Here is a 22,570-nt window from a genome sequence, read left to right on the forward strand (position 1 = left end):
TCACGACACCGCGGCCTTCTGCAGCGCGACCAGATTGCCGACCCCGTCCCTGGCGAGCTTCAGCAGCGCCAGAAGCTCCTCCTCCGAGAACGGCGCGCCCTCGGCCGTGCCCTGGACCTCGACGAGGCCGCCCGAGCCGGTGATGACGAAATTGGCGTCGGTCTGCGCGCCGGAATCCTCGATATAGTCGAGGTCGAGCACCGGGTTGCCGGCGACGATGCCGCAGGAGATCGCCGCGACATGATCCTTGAGCGGGTTCGCGCCCTTCAGCATGCCGCGCCCCTCCATCCATTTCAGCGCGTCGTGCAGCGCGACCCAGGCCCCGGTGATCGAGGCCGTGCGCGTGCCGCCATCGGCCTGGATCACGTCGCAATCGACGACGATCTGGCGCTCGCCGATCGCGGTCAGGTCGACCACGGCGCGAAGCGAGCGTCCGACGAGCCGCTGGATCTCCTGCGTGCGGCCGGACGGCTTGCCGGAGGTGACCTCGCGGCGCGTGCGCTCATGCGTGGCGCGCGGCAGCATCGAATATTCGGCCGTGACCCAGCCCTTGCCGCTGCCGCGCAGCCAGGGCGGTCCCTTCTCCTCGACGGTCGCGGCGCAGAGCACCCTGGTCTCGCCGAACGTCACCATGCAGGAGCCCTCGGCATAGCGCACGACGCCGCGTTCGAGCGTGACCTTGCGCATCTCGTCGGCGGCGCGTTTGGAGGGTCGCATGGGGAAATCCTGATTTTCGAGGTCGGCGGCTTGTAGGCGGTCGGGCTCGACGGAGCAAGGAAAGGCTCTTTCTCTCCCCCGAGGGGGAGGGCGTGTAGCCACATCTCGTTTTCGCTTGATCCCCCCATGGCCCGAGCCGAGAATGCCCAAATGGTCAACCCGATCTCCGCCTGACATGAGCGCCCACACCCCGATGCGGCCGGAATCCCCCGGCGGGCTGATCGAGACCGATCTGCGCTCGCGCGAGATCTTCCGCCAGATCATCGACGGCTATCTCGCCACCGGCGAGCCCGTCGGCTCGCGCAACATCGCCCGCCTGCTGCCGATGTCGCTCTCGCCCGCGACCGTGCGCAACGTCATGACCGATCTGGAACTGGCGGGGCTGATCTATGCGCCGCACACCTCCGCCGGCCGCCTGCCGACCGAGCGGGGCCTGCGCTTCTTCGTCGATGCGATGATGGAGGTCGGCAACCTGACCTCCGACGAGCGCACCCGCATCGAGGCGCAGATGAAGGCCGCCGCGACCGGGCGCACGCTCGACGGCACGCTGACTGAAGCCTCGGCGCTGCTGTCGGGCCTCTCGCGCGGGGCCGGCGTCGTCGTCACCACCAAGGCCAATGCCCGGCTCAAGCATATCGAGTTCGTCAGGCTCGACCCGGCCCGCGCGCTCGTCGTGCTCGTCGCCGATGACGGCACGATCGAGAACCGGCTGCTCGCGCTGCCGCCCGGACTGCCGGCCTCGGCGCTGACGGAGGCCGCGAACTTCCTCAACGCCCGCGTCATGGGCAAGACTCTCGGCGATTTGCGCCGCGAGATCGCCGAGCACCGCGCGCAGATGGAAAGCGAACTCGACGCGCTGACGGCGCGCCTCGTCGAAAGCGGCATCGCCACCTCGTCCGGGCCGTCGAGCGACCGCCATCTGATCGTGCGCGGACAGGCCAATCTGCTGGAGGATTTGCGGGCGCAGGAGGATCTGGAGCGCATCCGGCTCCTGTTCGGCGATCTCGAAACCCAGACCGACGTCATCGACCTGCTCGCCCGCGCCGAGGCCGGCGACGGCGTGCGGATCTTCATCGGCTCGGAGAACAAGCTGTTCTCGATGTCGGGCTCCTCGATGGTCGCGGCGCCCTTCCGCGACGCCGAGCAGCGCATCGTCGGCGTCGTCGGCATCATCGGCCCGACGCGGCTGAACTATGCCCGCATCGTGCCGATGGTCGACTACACGGCGAAAGTGGTCGGACGGCTGCTGGATGGCGGGCGGTGAGGCTCAGAATTCGCTCGACAACGCGAGCCACGCTTTCTCGCGGTTGCCAAGTTCCTGAGCTTTCGAAGCAAAGGCTTCGCGTTCGCGTCTGAGAACATCGGCGCTTCGCGATGGCCTGATCGAGGCGGCATTGCCGGCGATCCCGCCGTAGTAGGAACGCCCCGAATCCGGTCGCCCGACGGAGGCGAATTCTTGCGCGAGCGCCATCTGAGCTCCGAAGAGATCGTTGCTCTTGCCGGTAATGTAGTTGAAGATCCGCATCCGTTTGCCCCGGACGAGATACTGGCGAAAAATCAGCTCTTGCATCGGCGGGTCGTAGAGGCGGCTGGTATCGAGATCGAGCTTCGCCACCGCCTCCGCCAGCGTCCCGGGAATCACTTGATACTTTCCGGTCGCGAAGATGCGGTCGGGATTGCCCTTTCTTTGCCGTTTCATCACCTCCGCCAGCGTCATCGTCTCGAAGGGCAGGCTCTTGCCCTGCGAATCGCCTGCCCGGCCGCGGTTGAAGGCACGATAGGCGGCTTCGCCGGAGCCGCCCTCGCCGCCACCGATCAGGCGCCCGAGAAGCCCGCCGCCGCGGCCTGCGGCGTCGCCCAGGCCTTCGGTCGTTCCGACCTTGGCGTCCAAGGGCGCCTCCGGCTTTACCGGCGGCAGCAACTGCGGAGCGTGCGTGGCGATGAGCCGGAAGGCGTCATCCATCCGCTGACCTAATGCAGCAGCGGTCTGGATCAGGAACTCCCTTACTGTCGCGGGCGCCTGTGCGGTGCCGAAAAATTCCGAGCGCGCCGCATAGAGGGCGGGGAACACCGCAGCGGGGAGCAGGACGGCGAGCGCCTTCTCGACCGATTGATCCGCGACCTGCGTGTCGAGGCCTCCATCCTTCGTGATCTGAGCCGACAGCTTGGCCAGCAACAGCGCGGCTTCGGCGCTATCGAACAGATAGGCGTGGAAGAGGTCGAGATAGCTTGGCACGTAGTCGTCGTCGCCGGTCTGTTTGGCGGCGAGCCTGGCGGCATCGTGATGCATGCGGTAGCTCGCCGCCCAAATCTGCTGGATTGGACTGTCCCAGCCATCGGGCGAGAACTGACGCGATTTGCCGCTTTCATGAAGGAACGCCTTCCATTCGTCACGGCTGACGCGGAAGGGCCCGAAGCCATCGGGCCCGCTGGCGCGCGGGTCCGAGTTGGAAAGCCCCGTAGCGATCAATCCACGCGCGAGCACGAAATCGGCGGTCACGAAGAACGGGGCGGTTTCAGGCTCCTCATTCAGATCGTTCTCGGCTTTCATCGCCTCCAGCACCAGAGACCGGATGTCGATATCCGGGCGCTTGAAGTCGTTCAGCAACCGCCTTTCGATCCAGCCCATCTCTTCGCGCGGGTTGGCGACGAACACAAAGCCGTTCGACTCTTCGGCGACGTCGATTTCCTCGAAGGTCGACAACGACACCGTCATCACCTCCGAACCGAGAGACAACGACGCCACGACCGGAGAGTTGGTGGTTGGCTTCCGGAACAGATTAGCGAGCCCGATTGTCCTGTGTATCATGGCGGCGTGTCCCCCGGTGTCGTGATCTTGTTTTGCTGGCGGCCTCGACGCTGAGCAGTGGCGTTATTGCAGCATCTGGCAAGTGAGGTTCTTGTCTGCAATCTCGCGCATTTCCTGGTCGTCCAGTCGGCCAGGGCTTTTGATGATGTTTCTAAAGCTGAATATCTTCTGCGGAGCGGTTCTTTCGAAGAACTCGATGCGTTTTTTCAACGCGGCCTGACCGGCTGGCTGGCCGATCGCCTTCAACTCGTCCTCGGTCGCGCAAATGCGTTCGAAGATGTTCCTGAGATAGGGCTCCGCGTGCGAGTTCGGCCGATAGTCGACGATGAGATCGCTCACGGCCGGCAGGCTCGGCTGCGGCTGACGTCCCGGCTTGCGTGCGGGCTGCTCCGGCCGGAACGCTTGCCCCACGGTATCGGCGGAGATCAGCGGCGGCGACCGGTCGAGCGCGGCGCCGCCGCCGCGTTCGAACGTGGTGATCGTTGTGTTGATCTCGGTCTCGATCGTGAAGGGCATGCAGATGCGCAGATAGGAGCGCAAGGCGTGGATCGCGGCGGGACGGTTGGTGATCGACTGCCCCGCGAGATCGCGCCGGAACTGGCTCTGGCGATTCAGGACGATCGACTGCACCGTGGCGTGATTGATCTGCATCAGCAGGCTCGATTGCACATTGCTGAAGGTGCTCGAGGCCAGTCCGAAGGCGGAGGCGACGATCGCAATCGGCGTGACCCCGACGCCGGAAGCGGCGAGGATTGCGATCGTCGCGGTTCTCACGTCCGAAATCTGCTGAAGCACTGGCGCTGCCGAGCGGCGGCGCGTATCGAGCCAAGCGAGGTAGGCGTCGCAGCGCTGGTCGATATCGTTCAGTCCGGCCTGTGCGATGACGGCCCAGTCGCCGCCGCGGAGCTGCGCGCTACAGGCTTCCGAGTCAGACGCCGAGGCAAAGCCCGCGCGCTGACAAAGACTTCCGACATAAAGGTCTTCAAGCTGCGCCGAAGCGACTGCGTCGCTGGCAAACAGCTCTGTCCCGACGCCTTCTCGAAAGTAACCGGAGTTGCAGCCCGCCAAAATCAAAGAAAAGCAACTTGCAACCAAGACCCGCAGCCTAAGCAATCGCCCCTCCTGACGCTACGTCCATACAAGCATGGCAGGCTGCGCGAGGCAAACATCAAACGCTGTGGTTGTAGGCTCGTAACCGCCACTGTGCCGACGCCCATCGATTTGGCATCTCCGTGCCGACGCGGTAGGGGGGGCCGCGTTCAGCCCTCCGCTATCACGAGATTTCGCCATGACCGACACGCTGCCCGACCGCCTCTCCTCCAATCCCAACAGCCCGTTCTACGACGAGGAGTTGCTGTCGCGCGACATCGGCATCCGCTTCAAGGGCGTCGAGAAGACCAATGTCGAGGAGTATTGCGTCAGCGAGGGTTGGGTCCGCCTCACCGCCGGCAACGCCAAGGACCGCTTCGGCAACCCGATGACGGTCAAGCTCAAGGGCGAGGTCGAGCCCTATTTCCGCAAGGCCGGACCGGAGGCCTGAGCGAGGCTCAGGCGAGGCTCTTGTAGAAGAAGGTCGAGCCGCAGTCGGTTCCGTCGGGCATCAGGGCGAAGCGCGGGATGGTGCCGACCTCCGTCCAGCCGAGCCGGTTGTAGAGCCGGCGCGCCGCGCCGTTCTCGTCGGTGTCGAGCACGAGCAGATCGCGCCCCGCCTCGCGCGCCGCGTCCTCAGCCGCGCGCATCAGCGCCTCGCCCAGCCCCCGCCGGCGGGCGCTGGAATGCACCAGCACCTTGGAGATCTCGGCCCTGTGCGGCTGGTTCGGCTTGCCGATCAATTGCAATTGCGCGGTGCCGACGATCGCGCCGCCCCGCCTCGCCACGAACAGGATCGTCCGTCCGGCCGCGACATCGGCGGCGACGCCGGTCCAGAACGCCGCATAGTCGGCCAGCGCGTTCCACTGCATGAAACCGACGGACGCGCCGTTCCCGACGCAGTCGGCCAGCACGTCGGCAAGCGCGGGAACGGCCTCGCGCGCATCGTCCGCCGCCAGCGTCTCGATCGCGATCATGTCCAATTCGGTCATCTCCGCCCGTCCAGCGGCAGGCCGTCATGGTTCGTCAGCACGACGGCATAGCGCGCCGGCTCGCCGCCTGGATTGTGATAGGCGATCGGCCCGTCGAGCAGCATCTGCAGGCAGTCGCCGGTCGAAAGCCGGTGCGTGGCCTCGCCCAACGTCACGGCCATCTCGCCCGCCAGCACCCAGACCTGCTGGTCGAGGCGCTGCGTCGCCCGGGGGGCGTCGAGCAGCACGCGCCCGCCAGCAGGCATCTCGACCTCGACGATCTCGATCCGCGAGCCGGTGCCGGGCGGAGTCAGGCTGCGCCGGACATAGCCGCTGGCGGGATCGGTCCAGACCGGCTGCTCGGCATGGCGGGCGAGCGGCGCGCCCGTCGCCGGCTTGTCGTCGCGGAACAGTGCGGAGAGGACGATGCCGAGGCCGGCGCAGAGCCGGTCGAGCAAGGCGGCGGTCGGACTCGATTCGCCGCGCTCGACCCGCGAGATCATGGCGCGACTGACGCCGGAACGCTCGGCCAGCGCCTCGAGCGTCAGGGCGCAGGCCTGACGCTCCGCCTTGAGGCGCAACCCCAGCCGCCGGTCGAGTTCGAGATCGCCCATCGTCTCCATGAAAAGAGATTTATTCCACTATATAGGAAATGCAAGCCGTTGCTTTTCCAAGGCCCGCTGGCTCTCCCGGCTCTCCTCAGGATGAGGGTCGCTGGCCACACGCAAGGAGAGACTCGTCAACCGCGTCTTCACCACATTCCCAACGATCTCCGCCGCAGCGCGCCGCGACGCCTTGATTTTGCCGAAAGATTCAGGGTTTCGCGCTGGAATGCTGCTCAACGACGCCTTCAAGGGCGCGGAAGGTCGAGGGGACGCGGCCATGAACAGGGGACTGGACTTTCTCGGGCGCTCCGTCGTCCGCTTCATCACGCGAAACCGGCAGGAGATGGGGCCTGTCGACGCGAAGGCGCTGGCGCGCCTGCGGAGCGCACTCAAGCCCGGCGACGTGCTGCTGGTCGAGGGCGGGATGAAGGTCTCGACCGCGATCAAGTACCTGACCCAGTCGACCTGGTCCCATGCGGCGCTTTATGTCGGCGACACCGGGCAGTTCAGCGAGGACGGCGAGCCGCTGGTGCTGGCCGAGGTCGAGATGGATGTCGGCTGCGTGCTCTCGCCCTTGTCGAAATATGGCGCCTTCGGCACGCGCATCTGCCGGCCGCAGGGGCTCGATCCGGCCGGCCGCGAGACGGTCGTGGCCTATGCGCTCGGCCGTCTCGGCACGCAATACGACCTCAAGAACATCATCGACCTGCTGCGCTGGCTCGTGCCGCTGCCCTGGGTGCCCTCGCGCCTGCGCCGGCGCATGATCGCGATCGGTTCCGGCGACCCGACGCGGGCGATCTGCTCGACCATGATCGCCCAGGCCTTCGAGGCGGCGCGCTATCCCGTGCTGCCGACGGTCGAATATGCGCAGGCGATGGACGAGGACGACGCCGAGGAGATCCTGCATATCCGGCATCACTCGCTCTATATGCCGCGCGATTTCGACATCTCGCCCTATTTCTCGGTGGTCAAGCCGACGCTGGAGGCCGGCTTCGACTATCGCGCTCTGACCTGGGCCAAGCCCGCGCAGGCCGAGAGCCGACAGCCCGCGCCGGCCGGCAAGGTGCAGTTGGCCTGAGGTCGCGGCGGCGGGCCTGATCCGCACGGACGCCTTGTCTGGCAAAGCCTTGGCGCGATGCGGCAACGCTGCTATTCCCGCGCCCATGAGCACCCAGAGCTTCGACAACATCCGCAATTTCTCGATCGTGGCGCATATCGACCACGGCAAGTCCACGCTCGCCGACCGGCTGATCCAGCAGACCGGCACGGTCGCGGCGCGCGACATGAGCGAGCAGATCCTCGACTCGATGGACATCGAGAAGGAGCGCGGCATCACCATCAAGGCCCAGACCGTGCGGCTCGACTACCGGGCCGAGGACGGCAGGGACTACATCCTGAACCTGATGGACACGCCGGGCCATGTCGACTTCGCCTATGAGGTCTCGCGCTCGCTGGCGGCCTGCGAGGGCTCGCTGCTCGTCGTCGACGCCTCGCAGGGGGTGGAGGCGCAGACCTTGGCGAACGTCTACCAGGCGCTCGACGCCGACCACGAGATCGTGACGGTCCTCAACAAGATCGACCTGCCCGCCGCCGAGCCCGAGCGCATCAAGCAGCAGATCGAGGACGTGATCGGGCTCGACGCTTCCGAGGCCGTGCCGATCTCGGCCAAGACCGGCCTCAACATCGAGGGCGTGCTGGAGGCGATCGTCAAGCGCTTGCCGGCGCCGAAGGGCGACAAGGACGCGCCCCTGAAATGCCTGCTGGTCGATAGCTGGTATGACGCCTATCTCGGCGTCGTCGTCTTGGTGCGCGTCATCGACGGCGTGCTGAAGAAGGGCATGACCATCAAGATGATGCGCGCCAACGCCTCCTACGGCGTCGACCGCGTCGGCGTGTTCAAGCCGAAGATGCTCGAGGTCAGGGAACTCGGCCCCGGCGAGGTCGGCTTCTTCACCGCCTCGATCAAGGAGGTCGCCGACACGGCGGTCGGCGACACCATCACCGACGACCGCAAGCCGGCGGCGCAGGCGCTGCCGGGCTTCAAGCCGGTGCAGCCGGTGGTGTTCTGCGGCATCTTCCCGGTCGACGCGGCCGATTTCGAGACGCTGCGCGGCGCGATGTCGAAGCTGCGGCTCAACGATGCCTCGTTCAGCTACGAGATGGAGACCTCGGCCGCGCTCGGCTTCGGCTTCCGCTGCGGCTTTCTCGGCCTGCTGCACCTGGAGATCATCCAGGAGCGGCTGGAGCGCGAGTTCAACCTCAACCTGATCTCGACCGCGCCTTCGGTCGTCTACCATCTCAAGCTGCGCGACGGCTCGACGCTCGAACTGCACAATCCGGCCGATATGCCGGACCCGATGAAGATCGAGTTCATCGAGGAGCCCTGGATCAAGGCGACGATCTTCACGCCCGACGAATATCTGGGTTCCGTGCTCAAGCTCTGCCAGGACCGGCGCGGCGTGCAGACCGACCTGTCCTATGTCGGCTCGCGCGCCAAGGTGGTCTACGACCTGCCGCTGAACGAGGTCGTGTTCGATTTCTACGACCGGCTGAAGTCGATCTCGAAGGGCTACGCCTCCTTCGACTACGCCATTACCGACTATCGCGAGGGCGACCTCGTGCGCATGTCGATCCTGGTCAATGCCGAGCCGGTCGACGCGCTCTCGATGCTCGTCCACCGCTCGCGCGCCGACGCGCGCGGCCGGGCGATGTGCGAGAAGCTGAAGGACCTGATCCCGCCGCACATGTTCCAGATCCCGGTCCAGGCGGCGATTGGCGGCAAGATCATCGCCCGCGAGACCATCCGCGCCCTGCGCAAGGACGTGACGGCGAAGTGCTATGGCGGCGACGCCTCGCGCAAGCGCAAGCTGCTGGACAAGCAAAAGGAAGGCAAGAAGAAGATGCGCCAGTTCGGGAAGGTGGAAATCCCGCAGGAGGCGTTCATTGCGGCGCTGAAGATGGATTCGTGAGGATGTCACGGAGGCGGGCCTGAACGGCTTCAGGCTCCTTCAGCTCGCATTCCCAGATGACAACGGGACGCCAGCCTTGCTGTTCGAGCGCCGCCAGGTTCGCGGCGTCTCGCGCCTTGTTTCGGGCGATCTTGGCCGACCAGTAATCCGCATTTGCTTTTGGCGACCGCGCACCGCGCGCGCAATCATGGCCATGCCAGAAACAACCATGGGCGAAGATGGCGATGCGGCGGCCGGGATAGGCGATGTCGGGCCGGCCGGGGATGTCCTTGCGGTGCAGACGGTAGCCCGACGCGATGGGGCGCAGGAGCTTGCGGACGAGGCGCTCGGGCGCGGTGTCGCGGGATTTGACCGCGCGCATGATGGCCGAGCGGTTAAGTCTCGGCCGTTGCGTCATTCGACTCATCGTTGTCGGTTTTTTTTCGTTCGACGGCTTCTTCGCCACCAACAGCGGCGAATTGTTTTTTTGCCAGCGATTCAAGCCTAAGCGCCTGTGTCAGGAGGGTTCGCCGAAGCCCGCTCTGCACCTGTCGTTCCGAGATCGTTTGAGCGAGCCGTGCGATCGTCTGGGACCGACGAGCGATTCGGGTATCGGGATGGCTCCTGAATTTCTTCACGTCATCGGACACAATTCGTCCACGGATCGACACTGGCAGGCTCTCCAGAGGCTCGGCCGGCGCAGGGTCTTTCTCGTTCAGGATTTTCCCAAAGGCGCTGTCATGAATGCATCTATGAAAGACCGCCAGCTCCAAGCTGTTCAGCTTTGCCTTGGCGGTCCTGTCCTTTGAGTTCGCCGCCTGCAACTCAGGCAACGGGAAGATCTCAATCTCGTAGACCTCGAAAGGATCGAGAACTGACATGGCCACGGCGTCGGTGCGCTGATTGGTTAAATGCCGTCCGATGCGGCTGCTAAGTCCTTCAAGTGTCTGCCCGACGTAAATCGGTTCTCCATCGTAGTCAAAGAATGCGTAGACACCCCATTTGAAGGCTCCGATCGTCTTGATCTCGCTTTTGAAGGGCGGCGGTTGTCGGAAAAACGCCGCGAGACCCTTCCTGAGTTCGGCGGTCTCAAACGGCGGTTCAATACGCTTTGGCTCGCTTCTTGAAGGCATTTTCGTCAGGCAGCCACAAGCGCGAGTTTCGAAGGTTTGACGACGGGGAAAAGCAGATTTTCTGCCAAAAACCTAACCACCGGCACCGCCACCCCGTCCCCGAGCAGGTGATATGCCTCGTTATAGCGCGCCGGCAGCAGGTAATCCTCCGCCACGCCCATCAGCCGCGCCGCCTCGCGCGCCGTCATCAGCCGGGAGCGCACGCGGCCATGCTCGACCATCACCACCGTCTGTCGGCTTGAGCCGCCTTCGGGCGTACGCAGGCAGCCGGCGACGCCGTCGAAGCGGATTTCGGCGCGCTGGACCTTTTCGCCGGCCTTATCCAGACGCGTGCGCCGATAGACGGTGCCGAACAGCCGGCCGCCCTTGTCAATCGCGGCCTGCAGCTTGGCGCGGTTGACCTCCGACATCATCGCAACCAGCCGATCGGTCTCGGCTTGGGAGTGCCAGGAGATATCGGCGCTTTCGTCGATCAGCGCATCGAAGCCAAGATTGCGCTTGGGCGGAGCCGGCAGCCGCCACCAGCGCCACGCCTTGCGCAGGTCGGGCCGCAAGGTCGCTTGCGCCTTCTTCAAAGCGTCGGATGCCCACAGATCGACCGGCGCGATCGAAACCAGACCGGCGTCGATCGCAACGTCTTTTCCGACCGCAACGATGAACAACCTTGGCCGCGACTGCGGGAGAAAATGCGCTGCGTCGATCGTCAGCGCTCCAAAGACATAGCCCAGTTCGAACAGCGACCGGCACAACACATCGAAATCACGACCGCGATTGGAGGTGATCGCACCGACGACGTTTTCGATGACGAGAATGTTCGGAGCCCGCTGTTCGCGACGTAGTCCACGTATCAGCAGGTCGAAGCCCCAGAACGCGCCCGACCGCTCGCCTTCCAACCCTGCGCCATTTCCGGCCAGAGACAAGTCCTGACAGGGGAAGGAGGCCCAAGCGAGGTCTGCGCGGCCTGGCAGGTCTGCCGCATTGAGCTTGTGGATGTCGCCCAGCCCAAACTCTTTGTCGCCCCAATTCTCGACGTAGGTCTTGCCTTTCTTGGCGTCGAAGTCATTCGCAAACAGGCAGCGCCAGCCTTCGCCAAGGCCGGCTCGGGCCATGCCGCCGCCAGCGAAGAACTCATAGAAGGTTGGCTGCATCGGGACCCTGGAAAATCGGCATGCGTGAATCTAAAGTTCCAGTTTCGTTCTGTCTAGGCCCGTTGCGTTAATCTCCGGTGTATGACGCTGGCGCAGCCCCATCCGGGAACCCCTGCGCCCCCTTCGCGTTTTCACCCCGGGTGCGACCAGCCGTCGCGACTGGGAGATCGCGGCGCAGAAACGGAGGAACCGCAGTGGACAGACGTTCCTTTATTACGACGCTGATCGGCGGGTTTGCCGTCGCCAGCCTCGGCGGCGCGGCGATGGCGAAGGCGGCGGAGCCGGTCGCAGCCGGGCCTGCTCCCGTCGATGACGGCGTCAGGCTCGACGCCGAGGCCCTCGACAGGACCGACGCCGGGTTCTCGCAGTATTATCACCGCCGGCGGCCGCGCTGGCGCAGGCGCTACTATTATCGGCCGAGGTTCTATCGCCGGCGCTATTACTACCATCCCCGTTACCATCGTAGGCGCTGGCGTCGCTGGTGACGCAGGCCGAGCTTCGCGAACGACCCCTGCGCGCGTCCCGCGCGCAGGGTTTTCCACGCCGCCGTCAGAGCGCCGCGCCCAGGCTCCTCAACTCCGCCCTGAGATCGATCGGCTCGACGAAATGCACGGCCTGCATGCCGACCGCGCGCGCCGCCGCGACGTTCTTCTCGCTGTCGTCGACGAAGATGCAGTCGCCTGGTTCCAGCCCGTAGCGCTCCAGCAGGACGCGGTAGATCGCCGGATCCGGCTTGATCAGCCGCTCATGCGCCGAGACGACGACCCCGTCGAAGCTCCGCAGGAAGGGGAAGCGGATCAGGCATTCGGCCCATTTCTCGCGCGAGAAGTTGGTGATGGCGTAGACCTTTTCGCCCTTCGCCTTGAGCTCGGCCAGGAGCGCGACGCTGTCCTCGACAACGCCCGGCGCCGTCTCGTGCCAGCGCTCGTCGTAAGCCCTGATCTCGCGCTCCCATTCGGGATGCGCCTTGACCAGCAGCGCCACCGCCTCCTTCCAGGAGCGGCCGCGATCCTGCTCGATGTTCCAGGCCGCCGTGCAGACATTGGCCACGAACCAGTCGCGCTTGCCGTCGTCGGGAATCAGGTCGCGGTAGAGCAGGCGCGGATCCCAGCGGATCAGGACATTGCCGACATCGAAGACGATGATGGGTCGGTTGGAAGGCATCGCCGGGTCCGTTGAGTTCGGTGCGGATCGTGGTCACGCTCTTGTGTGCCGATGTGCGAGACAGTGGCAAGCGTCGTCGCGTATCCGGAACGCAGCGACCGAGACAAGCGAGGCGACGAATGGCTCCGGCCGGCCTGCACGGATATCTGCCCTGGCTCGACCGGCAGGGACGCTTCTCCTATCTGCGCGCGGCGGCGTTCGCGCTCGTCGTGATCCCGGCGCTGATCCTGGCCTGGGAGGCCTTCACGCATCAGCTCGGCTCGAAGCCCTGGACGCACGCGGTGCACGACACCGGAGCCTGGGCGATGCGGCTGCTGCTGGTCACGCTCGCGGTCTCGCCGCTCAGAAAGATCCTCGACTGGAGCAAGCTGATCGGCGTCCGCCGGATGCTCGGCCTTTCGGTGCTGGCCTATGGCCTCGCCCATCTGGCGCTCTACTGCATCGACCTCGCCTTCGACTGGGGCCTGATCGTCTCCGAGATCGTCAGGCGCTTCTATCTGACGGTGGGCATCGTCGCGCTGACCGGGCTGGTCGCGCTCGGCGTCACCTCGACCGACGGCATGATCCGGCGCATGGGCGCGAAGAACTGGCAGCGCCTGCACAATCTGGTCTACGCGATCACCGCGCTCGGGCTGCTGCATTTCGCGCTGCAATCCAAGATCGACGTCACCCAGCCTGCGCTGCTGAACGGACTTTTCGCCCTGCTGATGCTCTATCGCGGACTCGGCCGCTGGAAGGTCGGGTTCAGCACGCCGGTCCTGGTCGCGGCCGCGCTCGCGACAGGGCTCGCCACCGCGCTCTGCGAAACCGCCTGGTATGCGCTGACCACCGGCGTCTCGGCCTGGATGGTGTTCCAGGCCAATGCCGACGTCGTGCTCTATCAGGACTTGGCCTTCCTGCGGCCGGGCCACTGGGTCGCGCTCGCCGGGCTCGCCGTCGCGGGGCTGCATGCCTGGCGCGCCCCGGCCGAGAAGCAGCCGCGCGGGCGGCGTGGCGCTGCCGCTTTGCCTGTTGCAAATCAGCCCTCGTCCTGAGGAGCGGACGTAAGTCCGCGTGTCGAAGGATGAGGGCCGAGATCGGTCCGTTAGCGAGCAAGGTTGGCAGGACAGGGCTTAGCCTCTAACCCTTGAGCCGTGCCCGCCGATCTCAAAGCCCAGCCGGTCGAGGATGTCGCGGCCGCCGAACTCGCGGCCGAAGGCGTCGCGCTGCCGGGCGGCGGCTCGCCCTTCGTGCCGCTGCGCCAGCCGATCTTCCGCGCCGTCTGGTTCGCCAGCCTCGCCTCCAATTTCGGCGGGCTGATCCAGGCGGTCGGCGCGTCCTGGCTGATGACGGCGATCGCCGCCTCGCCCGATCTCGTCGCGCTCGTCCAGGCCTCGACCACCCTGCCGGTGATGCTGTTCTCGCTCGCCGCCGGCGCGATCGCCGACAATTACGACCGCCGCGGGATCATGCTGACGGCGCAGTTCTTCATGTTCGCTGTCTCGATCTCGCTCGCGGTCTTCGCCTGGCTCGGCTGGCTGACGCCCTGGACCCTGCTCGGCTTCACCTTCCTGATCGGCTGCGGCACGGCGCTGAACAATCCGGCCTGGCAGTCCTCCGTCGGCGACATGGTGCCGCGGCAGGACGTGCCGGCCGCCGTCACGCTTAACAGCGTCGCCTTCAACATCGCCCGCAGCGTCGGCCCGGCGATCGGCGGCGCGATCGTCGCGGCGTCCGGAGCCTTCGCCGCCTTCGCCATCAACGCGGCGAGCTATGTCGCGCTGCTCGCCGTGCTCTGGCGCTGGACGCCGCCCAAGGTCGAACGCCTTTTGCCGCGCGAGACGCTGACGATCGCGATGAGCGCCGGCCTGCGCTATGTCGCGATGTCGCCCAACATCCGCAGCGTCATCCTGCGCGCCTTCGCCTTCGGGCTCGGTGGCATCGTCGTGCTGGCCCTGCTGCCGCTGATCGCGCGCGACCTCGTCAAGGGCGGGCCGCTGATCTTCGGCGTGCTGCTCGGCGCGTTCGGGGCCGGTGCGGTCGCGGGCGCTTTCCTGAGCGCGCGCCTGCGTCGCATGATGACCACGGAGGCGCTGGTCCGGCTGACCTTCGCCGCCTTCGCGCTTGCGGTCGCGGTCATGGCTTTCAGCAACAGCCTCTGGCTGACCATGCCGGCGCTCTGCGTCACCGGCGGATCATGGGTGATGACGCTCTCGACCTTCAACGCCACGGTGCAGCTTTCGGCCCCGCGCTGGGTCGTCGGCCGGGCGCTGGCGCTCTATCAGATGGGCGCCTTCGGCGGGATGGCGCTCGGAAGCTGGGTCTGGGGCCGGGCCATCCTGTTCGTCGGCACCGAGAAGACCCTGCTGCTCGCCGCTGTCGCCCTGCTCGGCGGCGCGGCGCTCGGCCTGCGCTACGCCCTGCCGCCGCTCGCGGCGCTCAATCTCGATCCGCTGAGCCGCTGGCGCGAGCCGACGGTCGCGGTCGACATCGAGCCGCGCAGCGGCCCCGTCATCGTCACGATCGAGTACGTCATCGCCGAGGCGGACATCGTCGCTTTCCTGGGGGCGATGGCGGAGCGCCGCCGGATCCGCCGCCGCGACGGCGCGCGCCACTGGGCGCTGCTGCGCGACCTGACCAATGCCGAACTCTGGATCGAGCGCTACGACAGCCCGACCTGGGTCGAGTATGTCCGCCAGAACCAGCGCGTGACGCAGGCCGACGCCGAGATCGGCGAGCGCGTCAGGGCGCTGCACAAGGGCCCGAGCCCGCCCGTGGTCCACCGCATGATCGAGCGCCAGACCGGCTCGCTGCCGGGCGCGCCCGGCGTCGCGGCGCGGTCGACGTCCGCGCCGGTCACGGATTCCGGCCCGGCCTGAACGCCGGCCTCACCCGACGATCCACAGCCCCGCCAGCCCGAACAGCCCGACGATGATCCGCCACCAGCCGAAGAGCGCGAAGCCGCGCCTGGAGACATAATCGAGGAAGGCGCGGACCACGACCAGCGCCGACAGGAAGGCCGTGACGAAGCCGACGACGATCAGCATCGAATCGTCGAAGGTCAGGATCTTGTAGTTCTTCAGCAGGTCGTAGGCGAAGGCCCCGGCCATGGTCGGCATGGCGAGGAAGAACGAGAACTCCGCCGCCGCGCGCTTGCTGGCGCCCAGCAGCATCGCGCCGACGATGGTCGCGCCCGAACGCGAGACGCCCGGAATCATCGCCAGGCACTGGAACAAGCCGATCTTGAAATACATCGCCAGCGGGAAGGTCGTGGCGTCGTTGTGCTTCACCTCGAGCTCGAGTTCATCGACAACCAGAAGCACGAGCCCGCCGGCGATCAGCGTGACGCAGATCAGAAAAGGGTTGAACAGCACGCTCTTGATGACGCTGTGCAGCATGGCGCCGATCAGCGCGGCGGGCAAAAACGCGACGACCACGCCGATGACGAAGCGCCGGGCGGTGGGATCCGTGCGCAATCTGAGCGCGATGTCGAGCAGGCGGCGGAAATAGACCAGCATGATCGCCAGGATCGCGCCCAGCTGGATCAGCACCTCGAAGGCCTTGCCGTTCGATTCGAAGCCGAGGAAATGCCCGAGCAGCAGGAGGTGCCCGGTCGAGGAGACGGGGAGAAACTCCGTCAGTCCCTCGACGATGCCGAGTACGATCGCTTCGAACAGGTTTTCCATGGCGAGGGTCTCGGGCGGCGGGTCGGCGCGGGCAGAGGTAAACTGCTCTATCTCTTGCGCCCAGCCTCTTTGCGAATTGGTTACCACTTCCTCAGGACGATCGCGTCAAATCGAGGCGGCTCGCCCGCGGCGGGTTGTGACGGGGAAAGCTCGGGACTATAGCAGGCGCCGATCGCCCGCGTCTCGCGCATGACCGCGCCGCGCTTGTCCTCCGGCCCCGCTTCAGCCGCATCCGCCTGTTTCAAGAGTGCCATGGCGACGCTTCATCATTACCCGCTCTGCCCGCATTCGCGTTTCGTCCGGCTGGTCCTCGCCGAATTCGGTCTCGAAGCCGATCTCGTCGAGGAGCGCGTCTGGGAAAGACGGCGCGAATTCCTGGAGATGAACCCGGCCGGGACGACGCCGGTCTTCCGCGAGGATTCAGGCCTTGCCGTGCCCGGCGCGGGCCTCATCGCCGAATATCTCGACGAGACGCGCGGCCTGGCGCTCGGTCAGAACCGGCTGCTGCCGGACGGCCCGGCCGAGCGCGTCGAGGTCCGCCGCCTGCTCGACTGGTTCAACGGCAAGTTCGACGCCGAGATCACCGCCCCGCTCGTGCTGGAAAAGGTGATGAAGCGCTTCATGGGGCGCGAGGAGGGCGGCGGTCCGCCGGAAATGGGCGCGATCCGCGCCGGGCGGGCCAATGTGCGCTATCATCTGCGCTACATCGCCTGGCTCACCGCCAAGCGGAACTGGCTGGCAGGGCCCGATCTGAGCTATGCCGATCTCGCCGCGGCGGCGCATCTCTCCTGCGTCGACTATCTCGGCGACGTGCCCTGGGACGAGGACGAGGCCGCGCGCGCATGGTATGCGAGGATCAAATCCCGACCGAGCTTCCGGGCGCTGCTGAGCGACCGCGTGCCGGGAATGGCCCCGAGCGCGCATTACGACGACCTGGATTTTTGACGCGGACGGCAACCCGCGGCCCTCATCCTGAGCGGGCCGCCTTGGCGACCGTCTCGAAGGATGCTCCAGAGCGTTCTGGATCATCCTTCGAGACGAAGCCCGCGGCTTCTCCTCAGGATGAGGCTTCCGGGTCCAGGGACCGCATCAAGTCCGAGCGGCTGAAGCAGGCGGTCCTCGCGCGGGCGCTGGCCGAGGGGTTTTCGGTCGCCCGCGTCGCCGCGGCCGACTCCATCCCCGAGGCGCCCGCCCAACTGCGCGAATGGCTCGCCGCCGGTCATCACGGCGAGATGGGCTGGATGGAGGAACGCATCGCCGAGCGCGCCGCGCCGCACGCTCTCTGGAGCGAGGTCCGCTCCGTCGTGATGCTCGGCATGAACTACGCCCCCGAGAGCGATCCGCTCGCGATCCTGAGCCAGACCGACAAGGCGGCGATCTCGCTCTACGCCCGCCGGCGCGACTATCACGACGTCATCAAGGGCAAGCTCAAGAGCGTGGCCGGCCTGCTGGCGGGGCGCGGAGGCGCGGACGTGAAAGTCTTCGTCGACACCGCGCCGGTCATGGAGAAGCCGCTGGCCCAGGCGGCCGGTCTCGGCTGGCAGGGCAAGCATACCGTGCTGGTCTCGCGCGAGCACGGCTCCTGGCTGTTCCTGGGCGCGATCTACACCACCGCCGAACTGCCGGCAGACGAGCCCGAGGCCGACCATTGCGGCTCCTGCCGACGTTGCCTCGCCATCTGCCCGACCGACGCCTTCCCGCGGCCCTACCAGCTCGATGCCCGCCGCTGCATCGCCTATCTGACCATCGAGCATCGGGGCCATATCGATGTGGAACTGCGCCCCGGCATCGGCAACCGCGTCTTCGGCTGCGACGACTGCCTCGCGGTCTGCCCCTGGAACAAGTTCGCGCAAGCCGCGCGGGAGACGCGGCTGTCCCTCAGGGACGATCTCGCCGGGCGTCCGCTCGCGGAGCTGGCGATGCTCGACGATGCCGGCTTCCGGACGCTCTTCGCCGGCACGCCGGTCAAGCGCGCCGGCCGCGACCGCTTCGTCCGAAACGTCCTGATCGCCATCGGCAACAGCGGCCGCCCGGGCTTGGCGCAAAGCGCCGAGGCGCTGCTCGCCGACGCCTCGCCGCTGGTGCGCGCCATGGCGGTCTGGGCGCTGGGCAGGCTGGCGCCGGGCCGGGCCTCGCGGCTCGCATCCGCCGCGCTTGACGACGAGCCGGACTCCGCCGTGCGCGAGGAATGGCTCGCCCTTTCCGCTCCACCGGATCTCGCCGCATGAAGCTCGTCGTCCCATGAAAGTCGTCATCCTCGGCCTCGGCTATTCGGCCGGGTTTTTCGCGCGCGCCGCCGTCGCGGCCGGCTGGGATATCGTCGGCACGGTGCGTTCGGCCGAAAAGGCCGGCAGACTCAGCGGGGAGGGCATCCCGACCCTGGTCTTCGGCGGCTTCGCCGTGTCCTCGCGGCTCTCGGCCGCGATCGCCGAGGCCGACGCCGTGCTGGTCTCGGTCCAGCCGGGCGAGGACGGCGATCCGGTGCTGGCGACGCTGTCGGACCAGCTCGCCGCCGCGCCGAACCTGCGCTGGATCGGCTATCTCTCGACCATCGGCGTCTATGGCGACCATGGCGGCGCCTGGATCGACGAGAGCGCCCAGACGCGTCCCGGCTATGCCCGCTCGAAGCTCAGGCTCGAAGCCGACGAGGCCTGGCTCGCTTTCGGCGAACGCACCGGCAAGCCGGTCCAGATCTTCCGCCTCTCGGGCATCTACGGCCCCGGCCGCAACGCCATCGTCAACCTGCGCGAGGGCACGGCGCGGCGTCTGGTCAAGCCGGGCCAGGTCTTCAACCGCATCCATGTCGCGGATATCGCAGGCGTGCTGCTGGCCTCGCTGGCCAGGCCCCGAAGCGGCGCCGTCTACAACGTCACCGACGACGAGCCCGCCCCGCCGCAGGATGTCGTCACCTTCGCGGCCGATCTGATCGGCGTCGAGCCGCCGCCCGGGCAGTCCTTCGACGCATCGAAACTCTCGCCCATGGCGGCGAGCTTCTACGGCGAGAACAAGCGCGTCTCGAACGCGCTGGTGAAGCGCGAGCTCGGCTACGCGTTCCGCTATCCGACCTATCGCGAGGCGCTGACGGCGCTGGCGGCAGACGGCGAGTGAGCCGCGCTCACGCCGCGTAGCGTTGGCCCTCTTCGCCGTAGTAATCGACATAGCGCCGGTCGATCGCGGCGACGGGCAGGATCACCAGCACGTCGGTCGTGCCGAACTGCCGGTCGATCACCGCGCCCGAGCCGCAGCGCGCGCCCAGCCGAAGATAACCCTTGAGCAGCGGCGGAAGCTGCTTCAGCGCCAGCTTGGCGTCGATCGTGGCGGCCGGCAGCCGGTCCATCGCGACATGGCGTTCCGGCTGCGCGCAAGCGCCCCAGTCGCCCTCGGCTCTGGCGTGGTGATGCAGGAAGCTCAGCGGCAGGGCGAGCGCATCCGGATCGGCGCCCTCGAAGCTCGCGCAGCCGAACATCGCGTCGATGCGGTGATGCCGGATATAGGCCCAGATGCCATGCCAGAGCAGCTCGACCGTCTTCGTGGTGCGGTAGGGCTTCAGCACGCAGGAGCGGCCGAGTTCGAGGAAGCGCGCGCCGGGGTGCCGCGCGATCAGGGGGCCGAGGTCGAACTCGCCTTGCGTGTAGAAGCCGCCGAGCCGGCTCGCCGCGCTCTGGCGCATCAGGCGGTAGGTGCCGACGACCTTGGAGCGCGTGCCGCCGAAGCGCCCGCTCGCCGCATGGTCGATGACGAGAAGATGGTCGCAAGCCGCGTCGAAACGGTCGGCGTCGCGCCGGAACATCCGCGAGACCGCGTCGGGCTTCGCCGACATTTCCTGATAGAACACGCGGTAGCGCAGGCGCTGGGCAAGCCAGACCTCGGCCGGTCCACGCGCCAGCCGGACCTCCAGCGAGCCGCGGCGGCCGAGCGTGCCGGTGAGCGCATCATCCGTGGCCGGCCAGCAGCCGATCAGCCTGAACGGCAGCCGCGACAGGAAGGGGTGTCCGGCGGGAAGACCTTTTGCCGGCTGTTTCAGTCCGCGGAAGACATCGAACGCCATGGCGCTATTGTTCCTTTGCCGTCGATTCTGGCAATCGGAAACGCTAGCGCCCGACAAATCACAGGATCGCGACAGGATTGCGTCAGAGCGGTGACTGGTCGGGCCCGGATCAGCCGGTGAGTTCGAACCGGGCCGGACTGCCGATCCTCGCGATCCAGCGCGCAAGGGCCGCGCGTTCGAGCGGCTTGGCCAGGCAATCGTCCATGCCCGCCGCCAACGCCGCCTTGCGGTCCGAGGTCGCGACATTGGCGCTGACCGCGATCAGCGGCAGCCGCGTCTCGCCGCCGGCCTCGATCGCGCGGAAGGCGCGCGCCACCGACAGGCCGTCGAGTTCCGGCATGCGGATGTCGAGCAGGCAGAGGTCGAAACGCTGTCCCTCCGGCGTCAGGCTGTCCTCCAGCGCGCGCAGCGCGGCCTTGCCGTCGCGCGCCCATACGGCGGCGCAGCCGAGCCGCTCCAGCGTCCGCGTCGCCAGCAGCGCGTTGATCTCGTTGTCCTCCGCGACCAGCACACGCAAAGCCGACGTCACAGTGCCGGCCTGAGCAGCTTCCGTCGACGCGGAAGGCTCGGCGCTCGGCCGCGGGTGCGGCGACAGCCGTTCATAGAGCGTGCGCGCCCTGACCGGCTTGATCAGGAAGCCTGTGAAGCCGGCGGCGGAGGGTGCGCCGAATTCGCGCCGCTGCAGCGGCGACAGGATGACCAGGCGCTCCGGCACGCCGCCTTCGCGCGCCGCTTCGGCGACGACCCGAACGGCCGTGTCGCCGAGCGCGAGATCGACCAGCGCGGCATCGAACCGCGCCCCGGTCAGCAAAGACAGCGCGGCCTCAGGCGAGGCGGCGCTTTCGACGCCCGCCCCGGTCGCGACGATGGACTCAGTCAGGAAGCCGGCGCTGAACGGCGCTGGCGAGACCAGCAGCACGCGCCTGCCGGTCCAGTCCGGCGTCGCCGGCTCGCTGTCGGCGCCCGCCGCGACCAGCGGCAGCACGACGCGGAAGGTGGCGCCTTCGCCGGGCCGGCTCTCGGCATCGACGGCGCCGCCCATCAGGGTCGCGAGCCGGCGCACGATCGCAAGCCCGAGCCCGGTGCCGTCATGCCGGCGCGCGGCCGACTGGTCGGCCTGCTCGAACTCCTCGAAGATCGCCTCGATCCGGTCGGCCGGGATGCCCGGCCCCGTATCGGAGACGGTGATGACGAGTCGCTCGCCCTCGCGGCCGAGCCTGACGCCGACGCCGCCCGTCTCGGTGAACTTGATCGCATTGCCGACGAGGTTGAGCAGGATCTGGCGCAGCCGGTCGTGATCGCCGACGACATGGCCCGGCAGGTCGGCCGCGACCAGCGTCGCGACCTCGATGCCCTTGGCCTGCGCGCGCGGGGCCATCAGTTCGGCGACGGTCTCGACCAGCAGGCCGAGATCGAGGCGCGCCTCGACCAGCTCGATCCTGCCGGCCTCGACCTTGGCGAAATCGAGGATGTCGTCGACCAGCGCCAGCAGCGCCTCGCCCGAGGTGCGCAGCGCCCGGACATAGGTTCCCTGCTCAGGATCGAGCCGCGTGTCCTCGAGCAGGTCGGCCATGCCGAGGATGCCGTTGAGCGGCGTGCGGAATTCGTGGCTGACTGTGGCGAGGAAGCGCGACTTGGCCTCGTTGGCGCCCTCGGCCCGGGCCCGGGCCTCGACCAGTTCCTGCTCGCCGGCGATCCGGGCCGAGATGTCGCGGCCGACGCGCTGCAACACGGTCTTGCCATGGGCGACGGGAACGGCGGTCTCGACCCAGGATATCCAGCGTTCGCCCGTCGCCTCGCCGTCGGGCGCGCCGAGGCGTTCGTCGAAGACGCGCGCGCCGTCGTCGAGCGTCTCCGCCGGGCGCAGCGCGATGCGCATGGGTTCGGCGGTCGCGCCGACCACGCTGGCCTCGTCGAGCCCGAGCAGGGCGGCATAGGCGGCGTTGGCGTAGACGATGCGGCTGCCGTCGCGGCGCACGATCAGGTCGCCCTGCGCCTCGATCAGGCTGCGATAGCGTTCCTCGCTGTCGGCCAGCGCCCAGAGCCGGTCGTTCAGCGTCTCGACATCGCGGGCGAGTTCCGTCGCCTGCCGGATCGTCCGGGCGCGCTGGATCGCCATGGCGACGCTGCCGATGCAGGCCGCCGCCGCAAGCGCGATGGCGATCCACGTCATGAAGGCGGGTGACAGGCTGTCCATGACGCCAAGTCTAGCAGCCGCGGCTTGAGAAAGAGTTTGACTTATCGTCGAAGTCTAGGGGTCGCGTGATGCAGTT

The 22,570-nt window shown here is 67.2% G+C and carries 22 protein-coding genes; 10 read left to right on the top strand and 12 right to left on the bottom strand.

Going from position 1 to position 22,570, the window contains the following annotated elements; translation table 11 throughout:
* Positions 1-717 carry a ribonuclease PH gene (gene rph, locus AC1RRW_RS19330; protein ID WP_492902891.1) on the bottom strand — a complete coding sequence of 239 codons (717 nt, stop codon included), beginning with the start codon at positions 715-717 and terminating at the stop codon, positions 1-3.
* A 175-nt stretch (positions 718-892) separates the two neighbouring features.
* Between rph and hrcA the strand changes: the two genes are divergently transcribed.
* Positions 893-1,981 carry a heat-inducible transcriptional repressor HrcA gene (hrcA, locus tag AC1RRW_RS19335; protein ID WP_492902893.1) on the top strand — a complete coding sequence of 363 codons (1,089 nt, stop codon included), beginning with the start codon at positions 893-895 and terminating at the stop codon, positions 1,979-1,981.
* Positions 1,982-1,984: 3 nt separating this feature from the next.
* Here hrcA and AC1RRW_RS19340 read toward each other — a convergent pair whose 3' ends face one another.
* On the bottom strand, positions 1,985-3,421 hold the full coding sequence (locus tag AC1RRW_RS19340; protein WP_492902895.1) for a hypothetical protein: 1,437 nt from the start codon (positions 3,419-3,421) through the stop codon (positions 1,985-1,987).
* Between the two features lie 168 nt (positions 3,422-3,589).
* Complete coding sequence (locus AC1RRW_RS19345) at positions 3,590-4,639, bottom strand: hypothetical protein (RefSeq protein ID WP_492902897.1); 1,050 nt, start codon at positions 4,637-4,639, stop codon at positions 3,590-3,592.
* 175 nt (positions 4,640-4,814) lie between these two features.
* On the opposite strand from AC1RRW_RS19345, the gene AC1RRW_RS19350 reads away from it, so the two are divergent.
* Positions 4,815-5,066: a DUF3297 family protein gene (locus tag AC1RRW_RS19350; RefSeq protein WP_492902899.1), complete on the top strand. Its 252-nt coding sequence runs from the start codon at positions 4,815-4,817 to the stop codon at positions 5,064-5,066.
* Positions 5,067-5,073: 7 nt separating this feature from the next.
* Here AC1RRW_RS19350 and AC1RRW_RS19355 read toward each other — a convergent pair whose 3' ends face one another.
* Together AC1RRW_RS19355 and AC1RRW_RS19360 are read right to left on the bottom strand one after the other, a co-directional pair.
* A complete protein-coding gene (locus AC1RRW_RS19355) occupies positions 5,074-5,607 on the bottom strand; it encodes a GNAT family N-acetyltransferase (protein ID WP_492902901.1) in 534 nt (177 codons plus the stop codon).
* Positions 5,604-6,209: a helix-turn-helix domain-containing protein gene (locus tag AC1RRW_RS19360; RefSeq protein WP_492902903.1), complete on the bottom strand. Its 606-nt coding sequence runs from the start codon at positions 6,207-6,209 to the stop codon at positions 5,604-5,606. The genes AC1RRW_RS19355 and AC1RRW_RS19360 overlap by 4 nt, the downstream gene beginning before the upstream one ends.
* Positions 6,210-6,468: 259 nt before the next feature.
* On the opposite strand from AC1RRW_RS19360, the gene AC1RRW_RS19365 reads away from it, so the two are divergent.
* Both AC1RRW_RS19365 and lepA read left to right on the top strand, forming a co-directional pair.
* Entirely contained in the window at positions 6,469-7,269 is an 801-nt protein-coding gene (locus tag AC1RRW_RS19365; protein WP_492902905.1) for a C40 family peptidase, read from the top strand.
* 85 nt (positions 7,270-7,354) lie between these two features.
* Positions 7,355-9,160 (top strand): translation elongation factor 4, encoded by a 1,806-nt coding sequence (lepA, locus tag AC1RRW_RS19370; protein WP_492902907.1) that lies wholly within the window; start codon positions 7,355-7,357, stop codon positions 9,158-9,160.
* On the opposite strand, the gene AC1RRW_RS19375 is transcribed toward lepA, so the two are convergent.
* The 3 genes from AC1RRW_RS19375 to AC1RRW_RS19385 are packed head-to-tail and all read right to left on the bottom strand — an operon-like array spanning position 9,132 to position 11,420.
* Entirely contained in the window at positions 9,132-9,557 is a 426-nt protein-coding gene (locus AC1RRW_RS19375) for a very short patch repair endonuclease (protein ID WP_492902909.1), read from the bottom strand. The two genes, lepA and AC1RRW_RS19375, sit on opposite strands and share 29 nt — an antisense overlap.
* Complete coding sequence (locus AC1RRW_RS19380) at positions 9,535-10,272, bottom strand: GIY-YIG nuclease family protein (protein WP_492902911.1); 738 nt, start codon at positions 10,270-10,272, stop codon at positions 9,535-9,537. The genes AC1RRW_RS19375 and AC1RRW_RS19380 overlap by 23 nt, the downstream gene beginning before the upstream one ends.
* 5 nt (positions 10,273-10,277) lie before the next feature.
* Positions 10,278-11,420 carry a DNA cytosine methyltransferase gene (locus AC1RRW_RS19385; protein ID WP_492902913.1) on the bottom strand — a complete coding sequence of 381 codons (1,143 nt, stop codon included), beginning with the start codon at positions 11,418-11,420 and terminating at the stop codon, positions 10,278-10,280.
* A gap of 194 nt (positions 11,421-11,614) precedes the next feature.
* Here AC1RRW_RS19385 and AC1RRW_RS19390 point away from each other — a divergent pair, with 194 nt between their 5' ends.
* Positions 11,615-11,905 (top strand): hypothetical protein, encoded by a 291-nt coding sequence (locus tag AC1RRW_RS19390; protein ID WP_492902915.1) that lies wholly within the window; start codon positions 11,615-11,617, stop codon positions 11,903-11,905.
* 64 nt (positions 11,906-11,969) lie between these two features.
* On the opposite strand, the gene AC1RRW_RS19395 is transcribed toward AC1RRW_RS19390, so the two are convergent.
* Positions 11,970-12,584 carry an HAD family hydrolase gene (locus AC1RRW_RS19395; protein WP_492902917.1) on the bottom strand — a complete coding sequence of 205 codons (615 nt, stop codon included), beginning with the start codon at positions 12,582-12,584 and terminating at the stop codon, positions 11,970-11,972.
* A 119-nt stretch (positions 12,585-12,703) separates the two neighbouring features.
* Between AC1RRW_RS19395 and msrQ the strand changes: the two genes are divergently transcribed.
* Both msrQ and AC1RRW_RS19405 read left to right on the top strand, forming a co-directional pair.
* Positions 12,704-13,618 (top strand): protein-methionine-sulfoxide reductase heme-binding subunit MsrQ, encoded by a 915-nt coding sequence (gene msrQ / locus AC1RRW_RS19400; RefSeq protein ID WP_492902919.1) that lies wholly within the window; start codon positions 12,704-12,706, stop codon positions 13,616-13,618.
* Between the two features lie 171 nt (positions 13,619-13,789).
* The gene (locus AC1RRW_RS19405) at positions 13,790-15,442 is read left to right on the top strand and encodes an MFS transporter (RefSeq protein ID WP_492903020.1); all 1,653 of its coding nucleotides are present in this window, start codon (positions 13,790-13,792) and stop codon (positions 15,440-15,442) included.
* Between the two features lie 9 nt (positions 15,443-15,451).
* Here the strand turns inward: AC1RRW_RS19405 and AC1RRW_RS19410 are convergent, their stop codons facing one another.
* On the bottom strand, positions 15,452-16,249 hold the full coding sequence (locus AC1RRW_RS19410; protein ID WP_492902921.1) for an undecaprenyl-diphosphate phosphatase: 798 nt from the start codon (positions 16,247-16,249) through the stop codon (positions 15,452-15,454).
* Between the two features lie 252 nt (positions 16,250-16,501).
* On the opposite strand from AC1RRW_RS19410, the gene AC1RRW_RS19415 reads away from it, so the two are divergent.
* The 3 genes from AC1RRW_RS19415 (at position 16,502) to AC1RRW_RS19425 (ending at position 19,357) form a co-directional block, all read left to right on the top strand.
* Positions 16,502-17,194, top strand: coding sequence for a glutathione S-transferase family protein (locus AC1RRW_RS19415; RefSeq protein ID WP_492902923.1), 693 nt, complete (start codon positions 16,502-16,504; stop codon positions 17,192-17,194).
* Between the two features lie 143 nt (positions 17,195-17,337).
* Complete coding sequence (gene queG, locus AC1RRW_RS19420) at positions 17,338-18,477, top strand: tRNA epoxyqueuosine(34) reductase QueG (protein ID WP_492903021.1); 1,140 nt, start codon at positions 17,338-17,340, stop codon at positions 18,475-18,477.
* A gap of 13 nt (positions 18,478-18,490) precedes the next feature.
* The gene (locus tag AC1RRW_RS19425; RefSeq protein WP_492902925.1) at positions 18,491-19,357 is read left to right on the top strand and encodes an SDR family oxidoreductase; all 867 of its coding nucleotides are present in this window, start codon (positions 18,491-18,493) and stop codon (positions 19,355-19,357) included.
* 7 nt (positions 19,358-19,364) lie between these two features.
* Here AC1RRW_RS19425 and olsB read toward each other — a convergent pair whose 3' ends face one another.
* Together olsB and AC1RRW_RS19435 are read right to left on the bottom strand one after the other, a co-directional pair.
* The gene (olsB, locus tag AC1RRW_RS19430; RefSeq protein ID WP_492902927.1) at positions 19,365-20,297 is read right to left on the bottom strand and encodes a l-ornithine N(alpha)-acyltransferase; all 933 of its coding nucleotides are present in this window, start codon (positions 20,295-20,297) and stop codon (positions 19,365-19,367) included.
* A gap of 109 nt (positions 20,298-20,406) precedes the next feature.
* On the bottom strand, positions 20,407-22,494 hold the full coding sequence (locus AC1RRW_RS19435; protein ID WP_492902929.1) for an ATP-binding protein: 2,088 nt from the start codon (positions 22,492-22,494) through the stop codon (positions 20,407-20,409).
* Positions 22,495-22,570: the final 76 nt, after the last annotated feature.

This window comes from Allobosea sp. GW821-FHT12C12 (assembly GCF_058807355.1).